The following is a 24,098-nucleotide window of genomic DNA, read 5'->3' on the forward strand; positions in this document are numbered from 1 at the left end:
GGCTACCCGCAGGAACAGGTGACGACATGAATCGAGACAGCGCCCGGCCGCGACGGCTCCGTGTGTCCGCGCTGGCGGCGGTCGCCAACCCGTCGTACACGCGCCTGGACACCTGGAACCTGCTCGACGACGCCTGCCGTCACCTCGCCGAGGTGGACCTGGCCGGGCTTGACAAGGCCCACGACATCGCGCGGGTGCGACGGCTGATGGACCGGCTCGGCGCCTACGAGCGGTACTGGCTGTACCCGGGCGCGGGAAACCTGGCGACGTTCCGCGCCCACCTCGACGCGCTTTCCACGGTGCGGCTCGCCGAGGAGGTGTCGCTGGCCGTGCGCCTGCTCTCCGAATACGGCGACCGCGCGGGGCTGTTCGACACGTCCGCGCCCCTGGCCGAGCAGGAGCTGGTCGCGCAGGCCAAACAGCAGCAGTTCTACACGGTGCTGCTCGCCGACGACGCCCCGGCGACGGCCCCCGACAGCCTGGCCGAGTGCCTGCGGGCGCTGCGCAACCCGTCCGCCGAGGTGCAGTACGAGCTGCTCGTGGTGGGGAGCATCGAGGACGCCATCACCGCGGTCGCGCTGAACGGCGAGATCCAGGCGGCGATCATCCGCCACGACCTGCCGCTGCGATCCCACGACCGGGTGCCGTTGATGAACACGCTGCTGGGCAGCGCCGGGGACGACGTGGTGGCGGACGGCACCCAGGACTGGGTCGAGTGCGCCGAATGGATCAGGGAGCTGCGGCCGCACATCGACCTCTATCTGCTCACCGACGAGTCGATCGCCGCGGAGACCGAGGACGAACCCGACGTCTACGATCGCACGTTCTACCGACTCAACGACGTCACCGACCTGAACAGCACGGTGCTCGCGGGCTTGCGAAACCGTTACGCCACACCGTTTTTCGACGCCCTGCGGGCCTACGCGTCGGCACCGGTCGGCCAATTCCACGCGCTTCCCGTCGCGCGGGGCGCCAGCATCTTCAACTCCAAGTCGCTGCAGGACATGGGCGAGTTCTACGGCCGCAACATCTTCATGGCCGAGACGTCGACCACCTCCGGCGGGCTGGACTCGCTGCTGGACCCGCACGGCAACATCAGGGCGGCGATGAACAAGGCGGCCGTGACCTGGAACGCCAATCACACCTACTTCGTCACCAACGGAACCTCGACCGCCAACAAGATCGTCGTGCAGGCCCTGACCCGCCCGGGCGACATCGTGCTCATCGACCGCAACTGCCACAAGTCGCATCACTACGGCCTGGTGCTCGCCGGGGCCTACCCGCTGTATCTGGACGCCTACCCGCTGACCGAGTACGCGATCTACGGGGCGGTGTCACTGCACACCATCAAGAAGGCGCTGCTGGACCTGGAGGCGGCCGGGCAGCTGCACCGGGTGCGCATGCTGCTGCTCACCAACTGCACCTTCGACGGCGTCGTCTACAACCCCCGCCACGTGATGGAGGAGGTGCTGGCGATCAAGCCGGACATCTGCTTTTTGTGGGACGAGGCGTGGTACGCGTTCGCGACGGCGGTGCCGTGGGCGCGGCAGCGGACCGCGATGGTGGCCGCCGAGCGCCTTGAGCAGATGCTGGCGTCCCCGGAATACGCCGCGAAATACCGGGATTGGGCCACAGAGATGGAAGCGGTCGACCGGTCCGGGTGGCTCGATCGCCGGCTGCTTCCCGACCCCGCCCGCGCCCGCGTGCGGGTGTACGCGACGCACTCCACGCACAAGTCGCTGTCGGCGCTGCGGCAGGCGTCGATGATCCACGTCCGCGACCAGGATTTCAACGCGCTGACCCGTGACTCGTTCGCCGAGGCGTTCCTGACCCACACCTCCACGTCGCCCAACCAGCAGCTGCTCGCGTCGTTGGACCTCGCGCGCCGGCAGGTCGACATCGAGGGCTTCGAGCTGGTCCGCAACGTCTACAACATGGCGCTGGTCTTCCGGCACCGGGTGCGCAAGGACCGGCTGATCAGCAAGTGGTTCCGCATCCTCGACGAGTCCGACCTGGTGCCCGACGAGTTCCGGGCGTCGTCGGTCAGCTCGTACCGGCAGGTCAGGCAGGGCGCGCTGGCCGAGTGGAACGAGGCGTGGCGATCCGACCAGTTCGTGCTGGACGCGACGCGGGTCACGCTGTTCGTCGGCAAGACCGGGATGAACGGGTACGACTTCCGCGAGAAGATCCTGATGGAACGGTTCGGCATCCAGATCAACAAGACGTCGATCAACAGCGTGCTGCTGATCTTCACCATCGGGGTCACCTGGTCGAGCGTGCACTACCTGCTCGACGTGCTGCGGCGGGTCGCCACCGACTTCGATCGCAGCCAGAGCGCGGGCGGCAAGGACGACCGCGCCCTGCAGCAGCGCCGGGTCGAGGAGATCACCGAGGACCTGCCGCACCTGCCCGATTTCAGCGAGTTCGACATCGCCTTCCGTCCCGTCGACGCCTGCAAGTTCGGCGACATGCGGGCGGCCTTCTACGCCGGATACGAGGAGTCGGACCGCGAGCACGTGTTGATCGGCAGGGCCGGGCGGCGGCTGGCCGAGGGCAAGACGCTGGTGTCCACCACGTTCGTGGTGCCCTACCCGCCCGGCTTCCCGGTGCTGGTCCCGGGTCAGGTGGTCTCCAAGGAGATCGTCTATTTCCTCGCCCAGCTCGACGTGAAGGAAATCCACGGCTACAACCCCGAACTCGGGCTGTCGGTGTTCACCGCGGAGGCGCTGGCCCGGATGGAGGCCCAGCGGAACGCGGCGATGGCCGCGGTCGGTTCGGCGTTCCCGCTCTTCGAGCTGCCGTCGGACGCATCGGCTTTGAATGGCGACCGCGTCGTGGTTCCCGAAGAGGCCTGACGCCTCCGGTTTCCCGGCTTCCCGGCGTCGAATTGTGCTGCCGTGGCGCCAATTACCGCATATTCACCCCAAAGGGCCGTCAATAGACTGCAATATATTTCAATATGCAAACAAATGGAGGCTTTGATCCGGTGAACCGCCGCCGTCCTGACGAGGTCGCGGTGCGCGTGTGGGGTCCGTTCGCCTGCTTCACGCGGCCCGAGTACGCGACCGAACGCGTCTCCTACCCGGTGATCACACCGCCCGCGGCGGTCGGTGTGCTCTCGTCGATCTTCTGGAAGCCCGAGTTCGACTGGATCATTACCCGGATCTGGGTACTCGCTGAGCCACAATGGGTGTCGATGACCCGCAACGAGGTCAAGAAGCGCGCCACCCTCAACGTCAAAATCAACGTGCTGGCCGACCGGACACAGCGACACAACCTCTTCCTTCGAGATGTCGATTACGTCATCTTCGCGCGCCTATCGCTTCGGCCCCACGCGTCCGATCCGGTTGCCAAGTACCGTGACCAGTTTCGCCGGCGCGTCGAGCGCGGTGCGTTTTTCGCGCCGCCCTATCTGGGGCTGCGCGAGTATGCCGCGTCGTTCGCTCCCGTCGATATCGCTGGGACGCGGCCACTTTCAAGCCTGACGATCCCCGTCGGCCCGATGAGCCTCGACCTCGGCTATCACGGCGACGACGGGCGGCTCACCGAGCCCGAGTTCTTCGGCGCGACGGTTACCGGTGGCGTGCTCGACGACATCCCCGTTCCGGCTCGGCTCAAGGGCCGTTGATGCTGCTGGCGAGCCTGAACGAGCTCCACGGCCTACTCGTTGCCACGGATCGATTGCCCCCGATCGGGTACCGGCGTAAGCGCGTCCGGTTTCTCGTCGACCTCGACGACGACGGGCGATGCCTGTCCGTCATCGACACGGCGCCGGACGAAACCGTGCGGGCGGTGCCGGAGATCGGCCGGACGAGCGGTGTCAAACCGTTCTTGGCATGCGACAACGGCCGGTATGTTCTTGGCCTGCCCAGACGCGTTGGCGACGAGGCTAGGGCGCTCAGATGCCACGCGGCGTTCCTGGATCTGCTCATCGACGCGGCCGCGGCGCTGGACACCACGGACCGTTCAGCGGCGCGGCAGCTGCGGGTGGTCGCCGGCTTTGTGTCCGACCGGAATCGGGCGATCAGCGATTTTCGCCGCCACGGCATCGTGTTCGACCGCGACTACAAGGGGGAACTGACGGCGGCCGGCTGGCGAATCGCGTTCAGGGTCAACGGTGTCAATCCCGTCGAGTTGCCCGCGGTCCAAGACTGGTGGGCGGAGATCGTCAGTGACGACCTCGTCGGCGAGGCCGAAGGGTGGTGCCAGGTTTCGGGCGCCCGATCGCGGCTCGCCAGGAAAATGCCCGGCGTGGCCGTCAAGCCCGGAACCCCTCAGGCATTGATCTCGGCGAATTTCGTAGCCGCGGAACGTTACAACGCGAGCCAGTCCGGCGGCGCCCGGATCGCGGTGCCGGTTGCGATTCGGAGCCACCAGGCGCTCAACTGGTTGCTGGCCGATCCGCATCACCACCGCGGTCTCGGCGACCTGACGTTCGTCTGGTGGCTGGCCACTGATATGGAAGTCGATCCGTTCAACGTGATCGCCCGGCCATTCGACGACGATGTCGCGGCTTTCCTCGAAAAGCCGTGGACCGGTTGGCCCGGACTTTCGCCTTCGGACAGCTTCCGCCTGCTCGAGTTGTCCCTGACCGAGGGCCGGGTGGTGATCCGATTCGATCATGTGAGCACGCTCGCCGAGATCGAGCAACGCACACGACGGTGGCTCGAGCTCATTGCGCGCCCGGGCCGGAACGGTACGACCTACCGGCCCACCTTTCGGCACCTTGCCAAGGCGACCGCCCCGCCCGACGAGGGGAACGTGCGAAAGGCGCGCAAGGACCGGGCCGTCGAAGCGTTCGCCCGCGCGGCGGTGGCGGGCACACCACTGCCACGCCCGGTGTTGGCGGCGCTTGTCGGCCGTTGTCGCGCCGTTCCGGTTCCCCGTGTGGGGGACAGGGTCGACTGGCTAGCCGTGGACGCTCGCCTGGCATGCCTGAATCTCCATGTGCACCTCGAGGAGGATCGGATGGGTGAAATCCACACGGCCGCAGAGCTTTGCGGCCGGATGCTTGCCCAGCTCGACGCCGCACAGCGTGCCGCGCTCGGCGACGACGTCAACCGCACGATCGCCGACCGCTACTACGCCAGCGCCTCGACGATGCCGAAAAGGGTCTTCGCGGGCCTCTTCAAGACCGCCAGCCACCACCTGGCGACGGCCGGTGGATCGGACGGCGGCAAGGCCGCCCAGGTCGCGATCTCGCGCCGGTTGGCCGAGCTGGTCGCGTTGCTGGCCGAGGCGGGCGGCTGGCCCACCGCACTCGGGTTGGAGCAACAGGCCGACTTCGCGCTCGGCTATTGGGACGAACGGCAGGCGGGTTTCCGCCGCGCGCCGGCGGACACCGACGAAACAACCTCCGAGGAGGCATGAGATGACGAAGCCGGCCCATCTCGACGTCGCGAGACGGCACGACTTTTTGATGCTGTATGACGTCACCGGCGGCAACCCAAATGGAGACCCGGACAACGAGAAGGCGCCGCGCGGTGATCCCGAAACGGGCCACGCCTGGGTCAGCGACGTGGCGATCAAGCGCAAAGTCCGGTCGTTTATCGCCGATGCTTACGCGGGCCGTGAGGGCTTCGATATCTATGTCGGCGAGGCCGTTGCCCTCAACCAGCGGCACCGCGCCGCGTCGGAACGCCTTGGCATGCGGCCAAATAGCAAGCGCTCCGTCGCCGACCAACAGAAGGTGGCTGTCGAACTCGCCCGACGCTACTACGACGTCCGCGCTTTCGGCGCGGTCATGTCCACCGGTGACCATCCCGCGGGCCAGCTTCGCGGGCCGATTCAGATCGCGGGCATCAGCACGAGCGTCGAACCCGTACAACCATCCGAGTTGACGATTACCCGTGTCGCGGTGACCAAGGAATCGGATTTGGCGAAGTTTGCCGCGGGTGAGAGGGGCGGCAAGGATCGTGAGATGGGCACGAAACACGTTGTGCCGTATGCGCTTTTCCGCGTACTGGGATTCGTGACACCCGCCCTTGCCGAGAAGACGGGGTTCGACGACGAGGACCTCAAAGTCTTCTGGGACGCGCTGCAACGCATGTGGTCGATCGATCGGTCGTCATCGCGCGGCATGACCGGGTGCCGCGGCATTCACATCTTCAGCCATGACGACCGTTACGGGCGCTGCCACCCCGATCGGCTGTTCAGTCGCGTATCGGTCACCCGCAAGGTGGAGGGTCCGGCGCGCCACTTCAGCGACTACCACGTCGACGTCGACGTCGCAGGTCTCGATTCGCTTGGCGTCACGCACACGCTCATCGGTGATTGACGACGAGCGCTAGATCCGCTGCGTTCTCTTCGCCGTCTTGATAAGTTCGTCATCGTTGCGGCCGTGAGGCCGAGGATCGGAACGGGGGCCGTAGCACTGAGACGCGCCGGGATCCGCGTGGGGAAAGTAACCCCTATCCCGGCCGTCCATTGAGCGCGCGGTAGACGAAATCGGTCAGCGCGTCGATGGCCTCGTCTTCGTCGACGCGGCGGTCGCCGAGCCGGCCGCCGGACATCTGCCAGTGCGATCCGAATCCGTCCAGCAGCCCGGCGAACATTGCCAACACCACGTCGGGAGAGCCGGGCAGCGTGCGGCCGGCCGCGGTGATGGGGTCCAGGTGATCGCGAATGTGGGTGATGTCTCGGTTCATCAGGGCCTGCACCTGGGCGCCGAACTCGGCGTTGACCAATGCGGCCTGCCGCAGCGCGGTCAGTTCCACGGTGTGACGGGTGTAGAAGCGCCAGTACGCCTCGATGTGCCAGCGCACGGCGGCGCGGTCGGTGAAGTCGGGGCTGTGCCGGGAATCGGCGACCTGCTCGTCGCTCTCGGCGAGCAGGTCCGCCAGCAGCGCCTTGAGCAGGTCCTCCTTGCCGGTGAAGTGGTTGTAAAACGACCCCGCCGCACGACCGGCCTCGGCGGTGATGTCGGTGATCTTGGTGTTCAGATAGCCCTTTTGCGCGAACACGCGCCGGGCGGCGTCCTTCAGCGCCGCCTCGGTGCCGGCGGCCCGTTCCACGCGTTTCACCGCCACCTCCTTGACAGGCAAGCTAGCACCGGCACAGTATGAATCAATATTCACTGAATTCTAATTCATCTTAGGGGCGCCGATGGACACGCAGGTGTTGATCACCGGAGCCGGGCCGACCGGGCTCACGCTGGCAATCGAGCTGGCCCGCCGCGGGGTCGACCTGCGGATCGTCGACAAGGCCGAGCGGTTTGCGGTGGGCTCCCGCGGCGACGGGCTGCAGCCACGCACGCTGGAGGTCTTCGAGGACCTCGGTGTCCTCGACGAGGTGTTCGCCGCCGGCATCGGCGCGCCGCTGACGCGCGTCTACGACGGGCAGTCGGTGGTGTGGGAGGGGCGGATGGCCGAGCCGGAGCCGCCGCGCTCCGACCGGCCCTATCCGAACCTGTGGTTCGTGCCGCAGTGGCGCACCGAGGAAATCCTGCGGGCCCGGCTGTCGGGTTACGGCGTCGACGTGCGACTCGGTGCCGAGGTGGCGGCCGTGGAGCAGGGTGACGACGCGGTGACGGTGCGCCTGCGCGGCGGCGAATCCGTGCGGGCGGCCTACCTGGTGGGCGCCGACGGCGGGGGAAGCACGGTGCGCCGCCGGCTCGGCATCCCGTTCCTCGGCACCACCGACGACGAGGCGCGGATGGTGCTGGCCGACGTGCGGGTCGAGGGCCTGGACCACGACCACGGGCACGGCTGGATGCTGGACGGCCGCGATTTTTTCGGTTTCACCCCGCTTGCCGGGGGCGCCGACACGTTTGTCGTGGCCACCACCGCGGCCGGCGTGCAGCCGACCCTGGAAGGGCTGCAGGCCACCGTCGACGCGGTGTCCGGTCGGACCGACATCCGGTTGCGCGAGCTGACCTGGGCGACCGCCTGGCGGCCGAATATCCGCCTGGCGCAACGGTTTCGGGCCGGACGGGCGTTCCTGGCCGGCGACGCCGCGCACGTGCACCCGCCGACCGGGGGACAGGGGCTCAACACCGGTGTGCAGGACGCCTACAACCTCGGCTGGAAGCTGGCCGGCGGGGCTGCCCGGGATGGCGAAACGCTGCTCGACAGTTATGAGGCCGAGCGACTGCCGATCGCCTCGCGCGTCCTCGGGATCAGCACCGAGCTGCTGGACAAGCTCCTGAGCGGCAGCGACGACGCCCGCGAGCGCGGGGAGGAAACCCGCCAGCTCGACCTGAGCTACCGGGGCGGGCCGCTGACCCTCGACGACGGCTGCAGCGGCACGCTGGCCGCCGGTGACCGCGCGCCCGACGCGCCGTGCCTGCGCGGAAACGGTGACCCGGCGCGATTGTTCACGCTGTTCGCCGGCCCGCACTGGACGCTGCTGCGCTTCGGGCCCGACGCGCCCACGCTGGACCACGACCTGGTCCACTCGCACCGCATCGGCACCGACCTCCTCGACGCCGACCGCCATATCCACCGGGCCTACGACGTCAAGCAGGGCGGGGCGGTACTGATCCGCCCGGACGGCCACATCGGCGCCATCACCACGCACCCGGAGGCGCTCGCGGCCTACGGAAAACGGCTGCTCCCCGATTGAGGTTCTACTCACCGGGATCGGAAAGGCGATGCGGCATCCGGGGTGGCGCAATGGCGGGACGACCGCGGGTTTGGGCTGTTCGCGGCCGAATACCGGCTGGCGTAATGGGCCGATCACCCGCTTTGCCCGCGGTTGGGCGCCCTCAATACGCCCCTGAGCTGCATTAGCGTGACGGCGTGGCCGACGCCATACGGATCTCGCGCTTTGAGGGCTCCCGCGCCAACCGTGCCCGCCGGGCGGCCGACGTGTTGCGCCAGCAGATCCACGCCGGGGCCTATCCGGAAGGGCTGCCCGCGGAAAACGAACTGGCCGCCGAATTCTTGGTTTCCCGCAACACCATTCGCGAGGCGCTCGGCATCCTGAAGAATGAAGGACTGATCGACCGCGGTCCCAAGGTCGGCACCCACGTCGCGCAGCGCAAGTACGACCACCGGCTCGACGCGCTGTTAGGGCTGAAGGAAACCTTCAAGCACCTCGGAGAGGTCCGCAACGAGGTGCGGGCCGCCATGCCGGTGACCGCCCCGCCGTCGGTGGCTCACCGGCTGCAGCTGCAACACGGCGAGCAGGCGGTGTTCATCGAGCGGTTGCGTTACCTCGGCGACCTTCCGGTCAGCCTCGACCTGACCTACCTGGCCCCGGACATCGGAAGCCGCATTCTGGGCTACCAACTCGAGACCAACGATCTGTTCGCGCTCATCGAGCAGGTGAGCGGACAGCGGCTGGGCTCGGCATCGCTGGCGCTGGAGGCCATCCCGGCCGACGCGCATTCGGCGGCCACGCTGCAGGTGCCCGACGGGGCGGCGCTGCTCATGCTGGAGCGGCTCACCAGCCTCGAGGACGGCAGACCCGTTGACCTGGAATACATCCGGATGCGGGGCGATCGAATCACCATGCGGGGCTCTCTAATGAGAGCCGAGCCGATAAGGAGCAAGCCATGACGCTGGTCAACAACGTCCGCGTCGACGTGCCGGTGACGATCGACGAGTCGCTGTGCATCGACGGCTGCACCCTGTGCGTCGAGGTCTGCCCGCTGGACGCGCTGGCCATCAACCCCGACACCGGCAAAGCCTTCATGCACGTCGACGAATGCTGGTACTGCGGCCCGTGCGCGGCCCGCTGCCCGACCGGCGCCGTCACGGTCAACATGCCCTACCTCATCCGCTGAAACACAAAGAACCGCAATGAAAAAGCACGCCCTCCGGCTGTTGTCGGTCGCGATCACGGTCGCCGCGGTCACGTCCGGCTGCTCGCTGGAATCGCTGTCGCAGTCCTCCGGCGTGGTCAACGTCGTGGTGGGCTACCAGTCCAAGACCATCAACACCGTCACCGCGGGCACGCTGCTGCGCGCGCAGGGCTACCTCGAGCGCCGCCTCGCCGACATCACCACCCGAACCGGCACCAAATACGCGGTGCGATGGCAGGATTACGACACCGGCGCTCCCATCACCGCGCAGATGCTCGCCGAGAAGATCGACATCGGCTCGATGGGCGATTACCCGTTGCTGATCAACGGCTCCAAGACGCAGGCCAACCCGCTGGCCCGCACCGAGATGGTGTCGGTCACCGGCTACAACCCCAAGGGCGCGCTGAACATGGTGGTGGTGGCGCCGGATTCGTCGGCGGCCACGCTGGCCGACCTGGCCGGGGCCAAGGTCTCGGCCAGCGTGGGCTCGGCCGGCCACGGCACCTTGGTCCGCGCCCTGAACCGAGCCGGGATCAATGGCGTCGAGGTGCTCAACCAGCAGCCGCAGGTCGGCGCCTCTGCCCTGGAATCCGGCCAGGTGCAGGGGCTTTCGCAATTCGTCGCCTGGCCCGGCCTGCTGGTCTACCAGGGCAAGGCCAAACTGCTCTACGACGGGGCCGAGCTGAACCTGCCCACCCTGCACGGCGTGGTGGTGCGGCGCGCGTACGCGTCCGCGCACCCGGAGGTGCTCGCGGCCTTCCTGCAGGCACAGCTGGACGCCACCGATTTCCTCAACCGCAAGCCGCTGGAGGCCGCCCGCATCGTCGCCCAGGCCAGCGGGCTGCCCCAGGAGGTGGTCTACCTCTACAACGGTCCCGGCGGCACGTCGTTCGACACCACACTCAAGCCGTCGCTGGCCGACGCGCTGAAAAGCGATGTGCCCTACCTGAAGTCGATCGGCGACTTCGCCGACCTCGACATCGGGAAGTTCGCCGTCGACGAGCCGCTACGCGCGGTGTTCGCCGCCCGCGGGCGCAACTACGACGCGGCCCGGGCGGCCACCGCCAACCCCTCGGCGCTCGCCGGCGATTCGGCGCTGGCGAGCGAACTCTGGCTGGACGGAACCGATGCGACCCAAACGGTGCCCAACCCCACCGGCCTGCTGCGCGCGGTCAGGGACGCGACCGCCCACGGCGCCAAGGTTCGGGCGGCCTACGTTCCCGACGCCGAGCTGGGCACCCGGTGGTTCGCCGACAAGGCGGTGTGGGTGCAACAAGGCCAGGACTATCTTCCCTTCGGCACCCCGGCCGGGGCGCGCCGCTACATCGCCGCGCATCCGGGCGGCGTCGTCATGAATTACCAACAGGCACTGGGAGGTTCGGTATGACTGCCCAAGCGGTGTCCGAGCACGTTCTCGGCGCGGTCCCGGCGCCCACGCTGGCGCCGCCGCGACGGCTCGCCTCGTCGTGGCGGTCGCGGCTGGTGCGGCTGGCCTCGGTGGCCGCCGCGATCGGGCTGTGGCAGGTGCTCACCGCCGGCAAGGCGCGGCTGTTGCTGCGATTCGACACGTTGCCCACCGTCACCGAGATCGCCGGTGCGCTGCACCGCCGGCTCGGCGCCTACGAGTACTGGCTTGACCTGGCGCAGTCATTGATCCGCATTCTCACCGGTTTTGGCCTGGCCGCCGTGATCGGCGTCGCGACCGGTGTGCTGCTGGGCCGCTCCCGGGTGTTCGCCGACGTCTTCGGTCCGCTGGCCGAGCTGGCCAGGCCGATCCCCGCGATCGCGATGGTGCCGGTGGCGATCCTGCTGTTCCCGACCGACGAGGCCGGCATCGTGTTCATCACCTTCCTGGCGGCCTACTTCCCGATCATGGTCAGCACCCGGCACGCGGTGCGGGCGCTGCCCACGCTGTGGGAGGACTCGGTGCGCACCCTGGGCGGGGGCCGGTGGGAGGTGCTGAGCCGGGTGGTGCTGCCGGGCATCCTGCCGGGGGTGTTCGGCGGCCTGTCGGTCGGCATGGGCGTGGCGTGGATCTGCGTGATCTCCGCGGAGATGATCTCCGGCCGGCTCGGCGTCGGCTACCGCACCTGGCAGGACTACACCGTCCTGGCCTACCCGCAGGTGTTCGTCGGCATCATCACCATCGGCGTGCTGGGGTTCGCGACGTCGGCGGCCGTCGAACTGGTGGGCCGCCGCGTGACGCGCTGGCTGCCGCGCGCGCAGGAGGGGTCGCGATGACCCTCAACAAGGCGGGTATGAGCCTCGAGCTGGATCGGGTTCGGTTGTCCTACACCGGAACTCCGGTGATCGACGGCCTGAGCCTGACGGTGCGGCCGGGCGAGATCCTGGTGCTCACCGGGCCGTCGGGGTGCGGCAAGTCGACGCTGCTGCGGGCGCTGGCGGGCCTGCTGATACCCGACGGCGGCCGGGTGCTGGCCGACGGCGCCGAGGTCACCACCACCTCCGGTGACCGCGGCATGGTGTTCCAGGACAACGCGCTGCTGCCGTGGCGCACGGTGCGGTCCAACATCGAGCTGGCGCTGCGGCTGCGGGGCCAGCCCCGCGCCACCCGGCGCGCGGCGGCCGAGCGCTGGATCGACGAGCTCGGGCTCACCGGTTTCGGGCACTACCTGCCCAAGAACCTGTCCGGCGGGATGTGCCAGCGCGTCCAGCTGGCCCGCGGCCTGGCCGGGGCGCCGCGCGCGGTGATGATGGACGAGCCGTTCGGGGCGCTGGACACCCAAACCCGCGCCGCCATGCAGCGGCTGCTCATCGAGGCCTGGCGCACCCACCCGACCACCATCGTCTTCGTCACCCACGACGTCGACGAGGCGCTGGCGCTGGGGGACCGGATCGTGGTGCTGGGCCGGGCCGGTCAGCCACCGCGTGCGTCGCTCGACGTGCCCGATCCCCGCAGCGACCGGCCGTCGGACGAGTTGCGGGTGGAAATCATTGCGGCGCTGGATCATTCGGTGGCGGCATGATGCAGATCCCAGATTCCGCAACGCCGGTGCGCCTCGACTGCGACGTGCTGGTCATCGGCGGCGGCACCGCGGGCACCATGGCGGCCCTGTCCGCCGCCGAGCACGGGGCGCGGGTGCTGCTGCTGGAGAAGGCGCACGTGCGGCACTCCGGCGCGCTGGCGATGGGCATGGACGGGGTCAACAACGCCGTCATCCCCGGCAAGGCGGAGCCGGAGGACTACGTCGCCGAGATCACCCGCGCCAACGACGGAATCGTCAACCAGCGCACCGTGTATCAGACCGCCACCCGCGGGTTCGCCATGGTGCAGCGGCTGGAGCGCTACGGGGTGAAGTTCGAGAAGGACGAGCACGGCGAGTACGCGGTGCGCCGCGTGCACCGCTCGGGCTCCTACGTCCTGCCCATGCCGGAGGGCAAGGACGTCAAGAAGGCGCTGTACCGGGTGCTGCGGCAACGCTCGATGCGGGAGAAGATCCGCATCGAGAACCGGCTGATGCCGGTGCGGGTGCTGGTCCAGGACGGCCGCGCCGTCGGCGCCGCCGCGCTGCACACGCGCACCGGCGAATTCGTCGCCGTCGGCGCCAAGGCGGTGATCCTGGCGACCGGGGCGTGCGGGCGCCTCGGCCTGCCCGCCTCGGGCTACCTGTACGGCACCTACGAGAACCCGACCAACGCCGGCGACGGGTACGCGATGGCCTACCACGCGGGCGCGGAGCTGTCGGGAATCGAGTGCTTCCAGGTCAATCCGCTGATCAAGGACTACAACGGGCCGGCCTGCGCGTACGTGGCCAACCCGTTCGGCGGCTACCAGGTCAACGCGCACGGCGAGCGGTTCGTCGACTCCGACTACTGGTCGGGGCAGATGATGGCCGAGGTCAAGAGCGAGATCGACTCCGCCCGCGGGCCGATCTACCTCAAGGTGTCGCACCTGGCCGACGAGACGCTGACCGCGCTGGAGAACATCCTGCACACCACCGAACGGCCCACCCGCGGCACCTTCCACGCCAACCGCGGGCACGACTACCGCACCCACGACGTGGAGATGCACATCTCCGAGATCGGCCTGTGCAGCGGCCATTCCGCGTCCGGGGTCTGGGTCGACGAGCACGCCCGCACCACGGTGCCGGGGCTATACGCCGCCGGGGACCTCGCCTGCGTCCCGCACAACTACATGATCGGGGCGTTCGTCTTCGGCGACCTCGCCGGCACGCACGCCGCGTCCGCTCTCTCGGAAGTGCCTGCGCCGCAACGACTCCCGTCCGAACAACTTCGCGCCGCGCACGAGCTGATCTACCGGCCGCTGCGGCATCCGGACGGGCCGCCGCAGCCGCAGGTCGAATACAAGCTGCGGCGGTTCGTCAACGACTATGTGGCGCCGCCGAAGACGGCGGCCAAGCTGTCCCTCGCGGTGCGCACCTTCGACCGGATGCGCGACGAGATCGCCGAGATGGGCGCCCGCACTCCGCACGAGCTGATGCGCGCCGTCGAGGTGTCGTTCATCCGGGACTGCGCCGAGATGGCCGCCCGGTCCTCGCTCACCCGCACCGAATCGCGCTGGGGCCTCTACCATGACCGCGCCGACCTGCCGGGCCGCGACGATCGCGAATGGGGCTATCACCTCAACCTGCACAAGGGACCCGACGGCCGGATGGCGTTCCTCAAGCGGCCGGTGGCGCCGTATTTCGTGCCGGTCCCCGAACTGGACGGCCTGCCGCCCGTCGACCAGACGGTGCACCAGGTGGCGCAGCCGCCGCTGATCGGCGGCCAGGCCCCGGCCACCACGCGGTCCCGAGTCGCCTCGGCCGCAACCGCATTCGAGCCGCCCTCGCCGCGCATCGCCGAGGTCCTGGCCCTCGAGGAGCCGACGATCGCCGGCCTGGAGCCGTATCTGGTCGACCCCGATCCCGGGGTGCGCCGCACCGCGGTGGCCACGCTGACCGAGCACATTCCGGACGGGTACGCGCCCGCCCTGTTCGCGGCGCTGGACGACGCCGACGCCGCGGTGCGCCGCACCGGCGCCGAGGGAATCCGCGAGCTGGTCGAGGTGCTGCCCGACCCCGCCTGCGCGCGGGCATACCTGGGCTCCAACGACACGGTGGTGCGCGCGGCCGCCGTCTACCTGCTGGCCGCGCGGCGCGCCGGTGACGCCGGCCAATACCGCCGCGCGCTGGCCGATCCCGACCACCGGGTGCGGATCGAGGCGGTGCGGGCGCTCGTTTCCGTCGACGACGTGGCCGGGGTCGTCGCGGCCACCGCCGACGAGAACCGGGAGGTCCGCATCGCGGCCGCCGCGGGTTTGGCCACGCTGCGTGGCGGCGGTGACGCCGTGAGCGCGCTGCTCGCCGATCCCGACCCGCTGGTGCGCGCCGCCGCGCTGGCCGCGCTGGGTGAAATCGGCTGCGGCGAAGTCGATTTCGACGCCGTCGAGCGCGCGCTGCGGGCGCCGGCGTGGCAGGTGCGCGAGGGCGCGGCCCGCGCGCTGGCGGGTGCGTCGTCCGAACTTGCCATGCCGCTGCTGTCCGGCGCCGTCGCCGACGCGCATCTCGACGTGCGCAAGGCCGCCGTGCTCAGCCTGACCCGGTGGGCCGGTGAACCCGCCGCCCGCGATGCACTGCGCATCGCGCTCAAGGACGGCGACGCCGACGTGCGGGCCTACGCGCGTCGCGCCTTGGAACAGGGCGGGTAGTTGGGCAGGTCGACGGCGTCGGCGGTGGTAAACCATTTGCGTTCGGCGAGGCCGCGAAACGGCCAGCGCTGCATGTACTTCATCACCAAGATCATGAGGCGAACGTCGAAAGCGGACTTCGGCACGTAGCCGTCGATGCCGTTCGGCAGGTTCTGGCACCTATCCACGTAGGGCCGCATCACCGTGTGATAGCGGTCCAATTCGCCCGCCAACACGTACGCCCCCACCAGCGCCAGGCTGGTGCCCATGCCGCTCAGCGGCGACGCGCAGTATCCGGCGTCGCCGATCAGCGTGACCCGCCCTGACGACCAGGTGTCCAGGTGAACCTGGGCGAACGCGTCGAAGTAGAAGTCGTCGGCCTCGCGTGCCGCGGCGACCAGGCGCGGATTTCGGGATTTTCCCGCCCGGGACGCACGCTTGACCGGCGAGGTCACCGTAAAGCCTTGGCGTACAGCAAGCTATCGCGCGGCTCGGGTCCCATCGTGGGGTAGACGGCGTGGCGGGCCAGCCGGCCCTCCAGGTAGAAACCGGCGCGCTCCAGCAGTCGCGCCGACCGCTCGTTGTCGACACTGCAGGTGGCCCACGCGCGGTACACGTCGCGATCGGCCTGCAGGGCGGCCAGCAGCATGTCGAGCACCTCCGACATGAAACCCTTTCCCCACCAACGCCTTCCGAGGCAGTAGCCGATCTCGACCGAGTGGGCCACCGGGCGCCGGCAGCTGGTCAGCCCGATGACCTCGCCGCTGTGCCGCAGCTCGATGACCCACGTCCGCTCGTCGTCGCTGACGTTGAGCTTCTCGGTGATCACCCGCCGGGTTACCGCCACGTCGCGATGCGGCGCCCACAGCAGATACCTGGTGACCTCCGGATCGCGCGCGACCCGTTGGAAGAGCGCGCCCGCGTCGTCGAGCACGGGCGGGCGCAGCACCAGCCGCGGCCCGGTGATGCGGTCGGGGAGGTAGGTGACCATCTTCAAAGGTCGAGCGCGCGATAGGTGCGGCGGACGAATTTCGGTTGCGCGGTGCGCAGTTTCGCCAGCGACGTGTTGCCCGCGACGGCCGTGGCCGCGTCGACGGTCAGGTCGGGCAGGTTCTGGATCAGGTACAGCAGGATCAGGTCGGCGCTCGGGTCGGCCTGCCACCACGTCCCGTAGGCGCCGGGCCAGCTGAACGTGCCCAGCCCGCCCGGCCCAAACAGCGGGGTGGACTTCGCCGGGTCGGTCACCACCGACAGGTTCAGCCCGAACCCGCGGCCGACCCAGTACGGCGCCCCGAGGAAGTTGTGCCGCTTCTGGTCGTCGGTGAGCCGGTCGGTGCGCATCAGGCGGGCCGAGTCGGGGGACAGCACCCGCACCCCGTCGACCGTCCCGTCGCCGAGCAACATCCGCACGAACCGCAGGTAGTCGTCGGCGGTCGACCACAGGCCGCCTCCCGCGTTGCAGAAGGACGGCGGGGTGATGTGCGGCGGCCCCATCACGTCGTGCCGCAGCCGGTGACTGTCGTTGAGCGAATACATGGTCGCGGCGCGTCGGCGCGCCTCGGGGGAGACGAAGAACCCGGTGTCGGGCATGCCCGCCGGACCCAGGACCCGCTCGTCGAGAACCTGGTGGAAGGGCTTGCCCTCGACGCGGGAAGCGATGACGCCCAACAGGTCTATGGAATGGCTGTAGGTGACGCGGTCGCCGGGCTGGTGCACCAGCGGCAGCTTGGCCAGCTCGCTCAGCCAGGCGTCGGGGCCCTGGTTGAACGGCAGCCGCAGGTAGGCCTTCGAGATCGGCCCGGACACCGAAAATCCGTAGGCCAGGCCGCTGGTGTGGGTGAGCAGATCTTCGATCAGGATGGCGCGCCGCGCCGGATGCGTGCGGTCCAGCGGACCGTGCGGGTCGTCGAGCACCCGCACCCCGGCCAACTCCGGCGCCCAGCGCACGACCGGGTCTTTCAGCGTCAGCTTGCCGTCGTCGACCAGGCTCATCACCGCCGCGACGGTGACCGGCTTGGTCATCGAGGCGATCCGAAACAGCGTGTCCCGTCGCATCGGCAGGCCCGCGTCGATGTCCCGGCAGCCGATCTCGTTGACCTGCAGCAGTTTTCCGCGCCGCCAGACCACCGTCACCGCACCGGCGAGCAGGCCGGCGTCGCACACTTCGCGGATGGAGGCCTGGTTGACGTCCAGATTCACCCGGTTCAGGGTAGTGCGCGCCGTCGCGCGCGGACGTACCAGAACGCCATCTCGATTTCGTGCCCGTCCACGTCGCGGCGCCACGTGGCGGGCTCCAGCGACTCGACGTCCCAGCCCGCACCGCCGAGGACGTCACGCAGCGTCTGCTCGGACACCGCCGGCCGCGGCCACTCCTCATCGGGCGGGGTGGCGTCGGAGAAACAGCTGATGAGCAGGGTGGCGCCCGGCCTGGTCGCCCGGTGTGCCGCGGCGGCGTAGCTGCGCTTGCCGTCGTCGTCCAGGCAGTGGAACATGCCGCTGTCGACGACGGTGTCGAACGCTTCGGTGTAGCCCTCGAGTTTGGTGGAGTCGGTCACCGCGAACCTCACGTCGACGCCGGCGTCCTTGGCCCGCCGCTCGGCGGTGATCAGCGCGGTCGGGGAGATGTCCAGCCCCGTCACGCGGTATCCGTTCTTGGCCAGGTAGACGGCGTTGTCGCCGAGCCCGCAGCCGATGTCGAGAACGTTACCGTGGATCCAGCCGCCCTCGTGCCACGCGATGACGTTCTCCTTGGGTGCCTTGGTATCCCACGGCGGCGTGGTCACCGCCGGGAAGCCTTCCGCCGGGCTTTCACCGCGGTAAAGGGCGTCGAAGTCGAGGCGTGGAAAGTGGGGGCCCGTCATTTCCGCCAGCTTACGCGGCGTGCGGTTCGGCGATCGTGACGCCGGGCGCCGCGGGCATCGGTGGTGCGGTGGACTGGTAATGCGCCCCGGTCGGTGTGATGAATTCCGCTGTGTGCGAACCATTTTTGTCCACCTCGGTGGTGACACGCCAGCCGGGCGCCTCCTTGGCATAGTTACAGCGCTCACACAACCCGAGCCCGTTCGCCGCCGTGGTCGCACCGCCGCGGCGACGCGGCTGGGCGTGGTCGCGGTGGCGGATCGGGGCATCGCAGTATGGGGTGCGACAGCGCTGATCCCGCAACCCGATGAAGGCGGCCAGCCCCTTCGGGAAGCGGCGCGCCCTCGACTCCATGGCCACCAACGCCCCCCGAGTTCGGGCACCCGTAGAGCCGGCGCAACGTGGCCCGCGATTGGGAATCGGCGACCGCGCCGCCCACCAGGTGGCGCGCCACCGCCGCCGGGATCGGGCCGTAGCCGTCGACCGTCGCCGCGGTGTCGTCGCCGCCCAGCAGCGTCTCGTCGGAAATGACCAGGTTGACCGCCACCGGTTGGGCCACCGCGGCGTCGCGTCCCGTGACCCGTTCAACGAGGGTGTCTGCCATGACCTGGCCGCGCGTGCGGCCGTCGAACGTAATGTCGGCGGCCCGCTTGAGCGCCGCATACACCGACACACCTTGGGCCACCGGCAGCAGCGCCGTCACCCAGGTCATGGTGTCGGGGGCCGGCCGAATCGTCACCGTGCGCTCGGATTCGGCCTTGGCGGCCCGATCCACCACCGCTCGCGCATTGAGCCGGTAGGCGATCGCCTTGGCCGCCGCGGCGATCCGGGCGTCACCCATCCCGTCCAACGTCGACCCGTCGGCGCACAGCTCGGCGTCCAACGCGCGGCGATCCTCGACGTCCAGGCATGCGCTTTCGCGCACGATCAGCGTGGCCCGCCACTCGGACAACCGCCCGGCGTCCAGCGCCGCCAGCGTGTGCGGCATCTCGTAGACCAACGCCTTGGCGAACCCGAGATGGCGCCCACCCCGGGCGGGAGAATCCCGTCGCGCCAGCGCGACCTCACTGGCCACCCCGCGGCCACGCTGGGCCGCCGGCACCCCGGCGTCGGCCTCGTTGGAGCGGCGCAGCGCATCCAGCGCCGCGGCCGCCCGCGCCTGACCCGCGGAGGCCGCCGACTTCGCGCGCTCCAGCTCGGCGATCCGCGCGATCAGCGCCGATTCGTCGGCCGCCGGGGCGACCCTAGCCAAGTAGTCGAACATGTGTTCGAGTGTAGCACGAGGCCGCCGACACGTCGATCCAACCGCATCGTCGCCGGACGGGGCCAAGTGCTACGCTGCCGGGCAGTCGACATCCTTTAACGATCCGTCCGGCGAGGCGGAGAAGGAGGTCAGGATCTCGCATGGCTGCCGCCACCGGCAGGGAATTGATGTCCGCGGCCGACGTGAGCCGCACCATTTCCCGCATCGCGCACCAGATCATCGAAAAGACCGCGCTGGATGGCCCCGACGCGCCACGGGTGGTGCTGCTGGGCATCCCGACCCGCGGCGTGACCCTGGCCAACCGCCTGGCCGCCAACATCGGCGAATACAGCGGTGTGGAGGTCGGCCACGGGGCCCTCGACATCACGCTGTACCGCGACGACCTGATGACCAAGCCGCCGCGGCCGCTGGAGGTCACCTCGATCCCGGCCGGCGGCATCGACGACGCGCTGGTGATCCTCGTCGACGACGTGCTGTACTCCGGCCGCTCGGTGCGCTCGGCCCTGGACGCGCTGCGCGACGTGGGCCGGCCGAGCTCGGTGCAGCTGGCGGTGCTGGTCGACCGCGGCCACCGGGAACTGCCGTTGCGCGCCGACTACGTCGGCAAGAACGTGCCGACCTCGCGCACCGAGAGCGTGCACGTGCAACTGCGCGAGCACGACGGCCGCGACGGCGTGGTGATCTCCCGATGAGCACGAGACACCTGCTCACCGCCGGCGACCTGAGCCGCGACGACGCCACCGCCATCCTCGACGACGCCGACCGGTTCGCCCAGGCCCTGGTGGGCCGCGAGATCAAGAAGCTGCCGACGCTGCGCGGCCGCACCATCGTCACGATGTTCTACGAGAACTCGACCCGCACCCGGGTGTCGTTCGAGGTGGCCGGCAAGTGGATGAGCGCCGACGTGATCAACGTCAGCGCGGCCGGATCGTCGGTGGGCAAGGGCGAGTCGCTGCGCGACACCGCGCTGACGCTGCGGGCCGCCGGGGCCGACGCGCTGATCATCCGCCACCCGGCATCCGGTGCCGCGCACCTGCTCGCCGAGTGGACCGCCGCCAACGAGGCTGGCTCGGAAGGCCCGTCGGTGATCAACGCCGGCGACGGCACCCACGAGCACCCGACGCAGGCGCTGCTCGACGCGCTGACCATCCGCCAGCGGCTCGGCGGCATCGAGGGCCGGCGCGTCGTGATCGTCGGCGACATCCTGCACAGCCGGGTCGCCCGCTCCAACGTCGCGCTGCTGCACACCCTGGGCGCCGAGGTGGTGCTGGTCGCGCCGCCGACGCTGCTGCCGGTCGGGGTGAATGGCTGGCCGGCCACCGTCTCCTACGACTTCGACGCCGAGCTGCCCGCCGCCGACGCGGTGCTGATGCTGCGGGTGCAGGCCGAGCGGATGAACGGCGGCTTCTTCCCGTCGGTGCGCGAGTACTCGGTCCGGTACGGGCTTTCCGACCGGCGCCAGGCGATGCTTCCCGGGCATGCCGTGGTGCTGCATCCCGGGCCGATGGTGCGCGGCATGGAGATCGCGTCCTCGGTGGCTGACTCGTCGCAATCGGCTGTGCTGCAACAGGTTTCCAACGGGGTGCACGTGCGGATGGCGGTGCTGTTCCACGTGCTCGTGGGGGCCGAGGAGGCTGTAGCATGACCGTCCTGATCCGCGGGGTCCGGCTCTACGGCGAAGGCGACCGCGTCGACGTGCTCGTCGAGGACGGCCAAATCGCCGACATCAGCACAGGCCTGGCGATCCCCGATTACGCGGACGTCATCGAGGCCACCGACCAGATCCTGCTGCCCGGATTCGTCGACCTGCACACCCACCTGCGCGAGCCCGGCCGCGAATACGCCGAGGACATCGAAACCGGTTCGGCCGCAGCGGCTTTGGGCGGATTCACGGCGGTGTTCGCGATGGCCAACACCGACCCGGTCGCCGACAGCCCGGTGGTCACCGACCACGTCTGGCACCGCGGTCAGCAGGTCGGCCTGGTCGACGTGCATCCCGTCGGCGCCGTCACCGTCGGGCTGGCCGGAACCGAGCTCACCGAGATGGGCATGATGGCCGCCGGCGCCGCGCAGGTGCGGATGTTCTCCGACGACGGCGTCTGCGTGCACGACCCGCTGATCATGCGCCGCGCCCTGGAGTACGCCACCGGGCTGGGGGTGCTGATCGCCCAGCACGCCGAGGAGCCGCGGCTGACCGTCGGCGCGGTCGCCCACGAGGGCCCCACCGCCGCCCGGCTGGGCCTGTCGGGATGGCCGCGGGCCGCCGAGGAATCGATCGTCGCCCGCGACGCCCTGTTGGCCCGCGACGCCGGCGCCCGGGTGCACATCTGCCACGCGTCGGCCGCCGGAACCGTCGAGATCGTGAGATGGGCTAAGGCGCAAGGCATTTCGATCACCGCCGAGGTCACCCCGCATCACCTGGCGCTCGACGACGGCAGGCTGGCCGGCTACGACGGGGTGAACCGGGTCAACCCGCCGCTGCGCGAGGCCGCCGACGCGGTCGCGTTGCGTCAAGCGCTGGCCGACGGGGTAATCGACTGTGTGGCCACCGACCATGCCCCGCACGCCGAGCACGAGAAATGCTGCGAGTTCTCCGCGGCGCGCCCCGGCATGCTGGGGTTGCAGACGGCGCTGTCGGTGGTGGTGCGGACGATGGTGGCGCCCGGGCTGCTGACGTGGCGCGACGTCGCCCGGGTGATGAGTGAGAATCCGGCGCGCATCGCGCGCCTGCCCGATCAGGGCCGGCCGCTGGAGGTGGGCGAGCCGGCCAACCTGACCGTGGTGGACCCCGACGCCACCTGGACGGTCACCGGGCCCGATCTGGCCAGCCGGTCGGCCAACACGCCCTACGAGTCGATGACCCTGCCCGCCACCGTGACCGCCACCCTGCTGCGCGGAAAGGTCACCGCCCGGGACGGAAAGAGCCCGGCATGAATTCGGGAACGCTGGTGGGGTCGTTGATCTTCGCGGCCGTGCTGGTGGTGGTGATCGCGGTGGTGATCCAGCTGATGATGCTCGGCTGGCGCCGTCGCGCGCAGCGCCAGGAGGAGCTGATCGGCGACCTGCCCGCCGTGCCCGACGAGGTGGGCGCCGCGACCACCACGCTTCGGGGCGTCTATGTCGGTTGCACGCTGGCGCCGGAACGGAGCGAACGGATCACGGCCGGCGACCTCGGCTACCGCAGCAAGGCGGTGCTGAGCCGCTATCCCGAAGGAATCCTGCTGGAACGCTCCCACGCCAGCCCGATCTGGATTCCCCAGGGCTCGATCACCGAAGTCCGCACCGAGCGCGTGCTGGCCGGCAAGGTCGCGGCCCGCAGTGGAATACTGGCGATCCGATGGCGGCTGCCGTCGAGCGTCGAGATCGACACCGGGTTTCGGGCCAACGACCGTGGCGAGTACGGGATTTGGCTGGATGGCTGGCCGAAGGAGGCCGCGTGAATAAGGCCCTGCTGGTGCTCGAAGACGGTCGCGTCTTCACCGGGACGCCGTTCGGCGAGATCGGCGAAACCCTCGGGGAAGCCGTCTTTTCCACCGGCATGTCCGGCTATCAGGAGACGCTGACCGATCCCAGTTATCACCGCCAGATCGTGGTGGCCACCGCGCCGCAGATCGGCAACACCGGCTGGAACGGCGAGGACGCCGAGAGCCGCGGCGACAAGATCTGGGTCGCCGGCTACGCGGTGCGCGACCCGTCGCCGCGCGCCTCCAACTGGCGCGCCACCGGCACATTGGAGGACGCGCTGGTCCGCCAGCGCATCGTCGGGATCGCCGGCATCGACACCCGGGCCGTGGTCCGGCACCTGCGCAGCCGCGGCTCGATGAAGGCGGGCGTGTTCTCCGGTGACGCGCTTGCCGACCCAGCCGAGTTGCTGGATCGGGTGCGGGGCCAACGGTCCATGCTGGGCGCCGACCTTGCCGGCGAGGTCAGCACGCCCGAGACCTACACCGTGGAACCCGAAGGCCCGCAGCGCTTTACGGTGGCCGCGCTGGACCTGGGGATCAAGACCAACACCCCGCGCAACTTCGCCCGGCGCGGCATCCGCAGCCACGTGCTGCCGTCGTCGGCGACCTTCGAGCAGATCGCCGACCTCAGGCCGGACGGCGTGTTCCTGTCCAACGGCCCCGGCGACCCCGCCACCGCCGACCACGTCGTCGCGCTCACCCGCGAGGTGCTGGGCGCCGGAATCCCGTTGTTCGGAATCTGTTTCGGCAACCAGATCCTGGGCCGGGCGCTGGGGTTGTCCACCTACAAGATGGTGTTCGGCCATCGCGGCATCAACATCCCGGTCATCGACCACGCCACCGGCCGGGTCGCGGTGACCGCGCAGAACCACGGTTTCGCGCTGGAAGGGGAGGCGGGCCAGTCCTTCGACACGCCGTTCGGCCCGGCGATCGTCAGCCACACCTGCGCCAACGACGGGACGGTCGAGGGCGTCAAACTCGCCAGCGGCCGGGCGTTTTCGGTGCAATACCACCCCGAAGCCGCCGCCGGCCCGCACGACGCGGAATACCTGTTCGACCAGTTCGTCGACCTGATGGGCGGTCGCCCATGACCCCCCCTTCCGCGAGCGTGCGTGT

At 69.6% G+C, this 24,098-nt stretch carries 20 protein-coding genes and 2 pseudogenes; 16 read left to right on the top strand and 6 right to left on the bottom strand.

Going from position 1 to position 24,098, the window contains the following annotated elements:
* Positions 1–26: 26 nt before the first annotated feature.
* The 4 genes from K3U93_RS09845 to cas7c all read left to right on the top strand — a co-directional run bounded on the left by K3U93_RS09845 (position 27) and on the right by cas7c (position 6,277).
* The gene (locus K3U93_RS09845) at positions 27–2,855 is read left to right on the top strand and encodes an aminotransferase class I/II-fold pyridoxal phosphate-dependent enzyme (protein ID WP_083010833.1); all 2,829 of its coding nucleotides are present in this window, start codon (positions 27–29) and stop codon (positions 2,853–2,855) included.
* A gap of 104 nt (positions 2,856–2,959) precedes the next feature.
* Complete coding sequence (cas5c, locus tag K3U93_RS09850; protein ID WP_071512847.1) at positions 2,960–3,628, top strand: type I-C CRISPR-associated protein Cas5c; 669 nt, start codon at positions 2,960–2,962, stop codon at positions 3,626–3,628.
* Positions 3,628–5,370 (top strand): type I-C CRISPR-associated protein Cas8c/Csd1, encoded by a 1,743-nt coding sequence (cas8c, locus tag K3U93_RS09855; protein ID WP_083010834.1) that lies wholly within the window; start codon positions 3,628–3,630, stop codon positions 5,368–5,370. The genes cas5c and cas8c overlap by 1 nt, the downstream gene beginning before the upstream one ends.
* Before the next feature lies 1 nt (position 5,371).
* A complete protein-coding gene (cas7c, locus tag K3U93_RS09860) occupies positions 5,372–6,277 on the top strand; it encodes a type I-C CRISPR-associated protein Cas7/Csd2 (RefSeq protein WP_083010835.1) in 906 nt (301 codons plus the stop codon).
* A 133-nt stretch (positions 6,278–6,410) separates the two neighbouring features.
* Here the strand turns inward: cas7c and K3U93_RS09865 are convergent, their stop codons facing one another.
* Positions 6,411–7,022, bottom strand: coding sequence for a TetR/AcrR family transcriptional regulator (locus tag K3U93_RS09865; protein ID WP_071512891.1), 612 nt, complete (start codon positions 7,020–7,022; stop codon positions 6,411–6,413).
* An 82-nt stretch (positions 7,023–7,104) separates the two neighbouring features.
* Here K3U93_RS09865 and K3U93_RS09870 point away from each other — a divergent pair, with 82 nt between their 5' ends.
* The 7 genes from K3U93_RS09870 (at position 7,105) to K3U93_RS09900 (ending at position 15,416) form a co-directional block, all read left to right on the top strand.
* Positions 7,105–8,562, top strand: a complete 1,458-nt coding sequence (locus K3U93_RS09870; protein ID WP_083010836.1) for an FAD-dependent monooxygenase — start codon at positions 7,105–7,107, stop codon at positions 8,560–8,562.
* A 245-nt stretch (positions 8,563–8,807) separates the two neighbouring features.
* On the top strand, positions 8,808–9,500 hold the full coding sequence (locus K3U93_RS09875; RefSeq protein ID WP_230981666.1) for a GntR family transcriptional regulator: 693 nt from the start codon (positions 8,808–8,810) through the stop codon (positions 9,498–9,500).
* Complete coding sequence (locus tag K3U93_RS09880; RefSeq protein ID WP_071512852.1) at positions 9,497–9,727, top strand: 4Fe-4S dicluster domain-containing protein; 231 nt, start codon at positions 9,497–9,499, stop codon at positions 9,725–9,727. Before K3U93_RS09875 ends, K3U93_RS09880 begins: the two co-directional genes overlap by 4 nt.
* A 16-nt stretch (positions 9,728–9,743) precedes the next feature.
* Positions 9,744–11,132, top strand: coding sequence for an ABC transporter substrate-binding protein (locus tag K3U93_RS09885; RefSeq protein ID WP_083010838.1), 1,389 nt, complete (start codon positions 9,744–9,746; stop codon positions 11,130–11,132).
* Positions 11,129–11,986: an ABC transporter permease gene (locus tag K3U93_RS09890; protein WP_071512854.1), complete on the top strand. Its 858-nt coding sequence runs from the start codon at positions 11,129–11,131 to the stop codon at positions 11,984–11,986. The genes K3U93_RS09885 and K3U93_RS09890 overlap by 4 nt, the downstream gene beginning before the upstream one ends.
* Positions 11,983–12,732 (top strand): ABC transporter ATP-binding protein, encoded by a 750-nt coding sequence (locus tag K3U93_RS09895; protein ID WP_083010839.1) that lies wholly within the window; start codon positions 11,983–11,985, stop codon positions 12,730–12,732. Before K3U93_RS09890 ends, K3U93_RS09895 begins: the two co-directional genes overlap by 4 nt.
* Positions 12,729–15,416 (top strand): fumarate reductase/succinate dehydrogenase flavoprotein subunit, encoded by a 2,688-nt coding sequence (locus K3U93_RS09900; RefSeq protein ID WP_176219986.1) that lies wholly within the window; start codon positions 12,729–12,731, stop codon positions 15,414–15,416. The genes K3U93_RS09895 and K3U93_RS09900 overlap by 4 nt, the downstream gene beginning before the upstream one ends.
* On the opposite strand, the pseudogene K3U93_RS09905 reads toward K3U93_RS09900, so the two are convergent.
* The 5 genes and pseudogenes from K3U93_RS09905 to K3U93_RS09925 form a co-directional block, all read right to left on the bottom strand.
* Positions 15,383–15,796: pseudogene (locus K3U93_RS09905) on the bottom strand (FAD-binding monooxygenase); the annotation flags it as partial. The gene K3U93_RS09900 and the pseudogene K3U93_RS09905 overlap by 34 nt on opposite strands.
* 50 nt (positions 15,797–15,846) lie before the next feature.
* Entirely contained in the window at positions 15,847–16,386 is a 540-nt protein-coding gene (locus tag K3U93_RS09910; protein WP_071512857.1) for a GNAT family N-acetyltransferase, read from the bottom strand.
* A gap of 2 nt (positions 16,387–16,388) precedes the next feature.
* The gene (locus tag K3U93_RS09915; RefSeq protein WP_071512858.1) at positions 16,389–17,594 is read right to left on the bottom strand and encodes a serine hydrolase domain-containing protein; all 1,206 of its coding nucleotides are present in this window, start codon (positions 17,592–17,594) and stop codon (positions 16,389–16,391) included.
* Between the two features lie 5 nt (positions 17,595–17,599).
* Entirely contained in the window at positions 17,600–18,256 is a 657-nt protein-coding gene (locus K3U93_RS09920; RefSeq protein ID WP_083010840.1) for a class I SAM-dependent methyltransferase, read from the bottom strand.
* 10 nt (positions 18,257–18,266) lie between these two features.
* Positions 18,267–19,518: pseudogene (locus tag K3U93_RS09925) on the bottom strand (HNH endonuclease).
* Positions 19,519–19,658: 140 nt separating this feature from the next.
* Here K3U93_RS09925 and pyrR point away from each other — a divergent pair.
* The 5 genes from pyrR to carA are packed head-to-tail and all read left to right on the top strand — an operon-like array spanning position 19,659 to position 24,073.
* Positions 19,659–20,210: a bifunctional pyr operon transcriptional regulator/uracil phosphoribosyltransferase PyrR gene (gene pyrR / locus K3U93_RS09930; protein WP_083010841.1), complete on the top strand. Its 552-nt coding sequence runs from the start codon at positions 19,659–19,661 to the stop codon at positions 20,208–20,210.
* A complete protein-coding gene (locus K3U93_RS09935) occupies positions 20,207–21,163 on the top strand; it encodes an aspartate carbamoyltransferase catalytic subunit (RefSeq protein ID WP_071512862.1) in 957 nt (318 codons plus the stop codon). The genes pyrR and K3U93_RS09935 overlap by 4 nt, the downstream gene beginning before the upstream one ends.
* Positions 21,160–22,452, top strand: a complete 1,293-nt coding sequence (locus tag K3U93_RS09940) for a dihydroorotase (RefSeq protein ID WP_083010842.1) — start codon at positions 21,160–21,162, stop codon at positions 22,450–22,452. The genes K3U93_RS09935 and K3U93_RS09940 overlap by 4 nt, the downstream gene beginning before the upstream one ends.
* Positions 22,449–22,958, top strand: coding sequence for a PH-like domain-containing protein (locus K3U93_RS09945; RefSeq protein ID WP_083010843.1), 510 nt, complete (start codon positions 22,449–22,451; stop codon positions 22,956–22,958). The genes K3U93_RS09940 and K3U93_RS09945 overlap by 4 nt, the downstream gene beginning before the upstream one ends.
* A complete protein-coding gene (gene carA, locus K3U93_RS09950; protein WP_083010844.1) occupies positions 22,955–24,073 on the top strand; it encodes a glutamine-hydrolyzing carbamoyl-phosphate synthase small subunit in 1,119 nt (372 codons plus the stop codon). The genes K3U93_RS09945 and carA overlap by 4 nt, the downstream gene beginning before the upstream one ends.
* Positions 24,074–24,098: the final 25 nt, after the last annotated feature.

It is taken from the genome of Mycobacterium malmoense, from assembly GCF_019645855.1.
Lineage (GTDB): Bacteria > Actinomycetota > Actinomycetes > Mycobacteriales > Mycobacteriaceae > Mycobacterium > Mycobacterium malmoense.

Excerpts from the sequence above, each read along its gene's own strand:
- K3U93_RS09845 (WP_083010833.1), top strand. The coding sequence starts at position 27 with ATGAATCGAGACAGCGCCCGGCCGCGACGGCTCCGTGTGTCCGCGCTG.
- cas5c (WP_071512847.1), top strand. The coding sequence starts at position 2,960 with ATGCAAACAAATGGAGGCTTTGATCCGGTGAACCGCCGCCGTCCTGAC.
- cas8c (WP_083010834.1), top strand. The coding sequence starts at position 3,628 with ATGCTGCTGGCGAGCCTGAACGAGCTCCACGGCCTACTCGTTGCCACG.
- cas7c (WP_083010835.1), top strand. The coding sequence starts at position 5,372 with ATGACGAAGCCGGCCCATCTCGACGTCGCGAGACGGCACGACTTTTTG.
- K3U93_RS09870 (WP_083010836.1), top strand. The coding sequence starts at position 7,105 with ATGGACACGCAGGTGTTGATCACCGGAGCCGGGCCGACCGGGCTCACG.
- K3U93_RS09880 (WP_071512852.1), top strand. The coding sequence starts at position 9,497 with ATGACGCTGGTCAACAACGTCCGCGTCGACGTGCCGGTGACGATCGAC.
- K3U93_RS09885 (WP_083010838.1), top strand. The coding sequence starts at position 9,744 with ATGAAAAAGCACGCCCTCCGGCTGTTGTCGGTCGCGATCACGGTCGCC.
- K3U93_RS09890 (WP_071512854.1), top strand. The coding sequence starts at position 11,129 with ATGACTGCCCAAGCGGTGTCCGAGCACGTTCTCGGCGCGGTCCCGGCG.
- K3U93_RS09895 (WP_083010839.1), top strand. The coding sequence starts at position 11,983 with ATGACCCTCAACAAGGCGGGTATGAGCCTCGAGCTGGATCGGGTTCGG.
- K3U93_RS09900 (WP_176219986.1), top strand. The coding sequence starts at position 12,729 with ATGATGCAGATCCCAGATTCCGCAACGCCGGTGCGCCTCGACTGCGAC.
- K3U93_RS09910 (WP_071512857.1), bottom strand. The coding sequence starts at position 16,386 with ATGGTCACCTACCTCCCCGACCGCATCACCGGGCCGCGGCTGGTGCTG.
- K3U93_RS09920 (WP_083010840.1), bottom strand. The coding sequence starts at position 18,256 with ATGACGGGCCCCCACTTTCCACGCCTCGACTTCGACGCCCTTTACCGC.
- pyrR (WP_083010841.1), top strand. The coding sequence starts at position 19,659 with ATGGCTGCCGCCACCGGCAGGGAATTGATGTCCGCGGCCGACGTGAGC.
- K3U93_RS09935 (WP_071512862.1), top strand. The coding sequence starts at position 20,207 with ATGAGCACGAGACACCTGCTCACCGCCGGCGACCTGAGCCGCGACGAC.
- K3U93_RS09940 (WP_083010842.1), top strand. The coding sequence starts at position 21,160 with ATGACCGTCCTGATCCGCGGGGTCCGGCTCTACGGCGAAGGCGACCGC.
- K3U93_RS09945 (WP_083010843.1), top strand. The coding sequence starts at position 22,449 with ATGAATTCGGGAACGCTGGTGGGGTCGTTGATCTTCGCGGCCGTGCTG.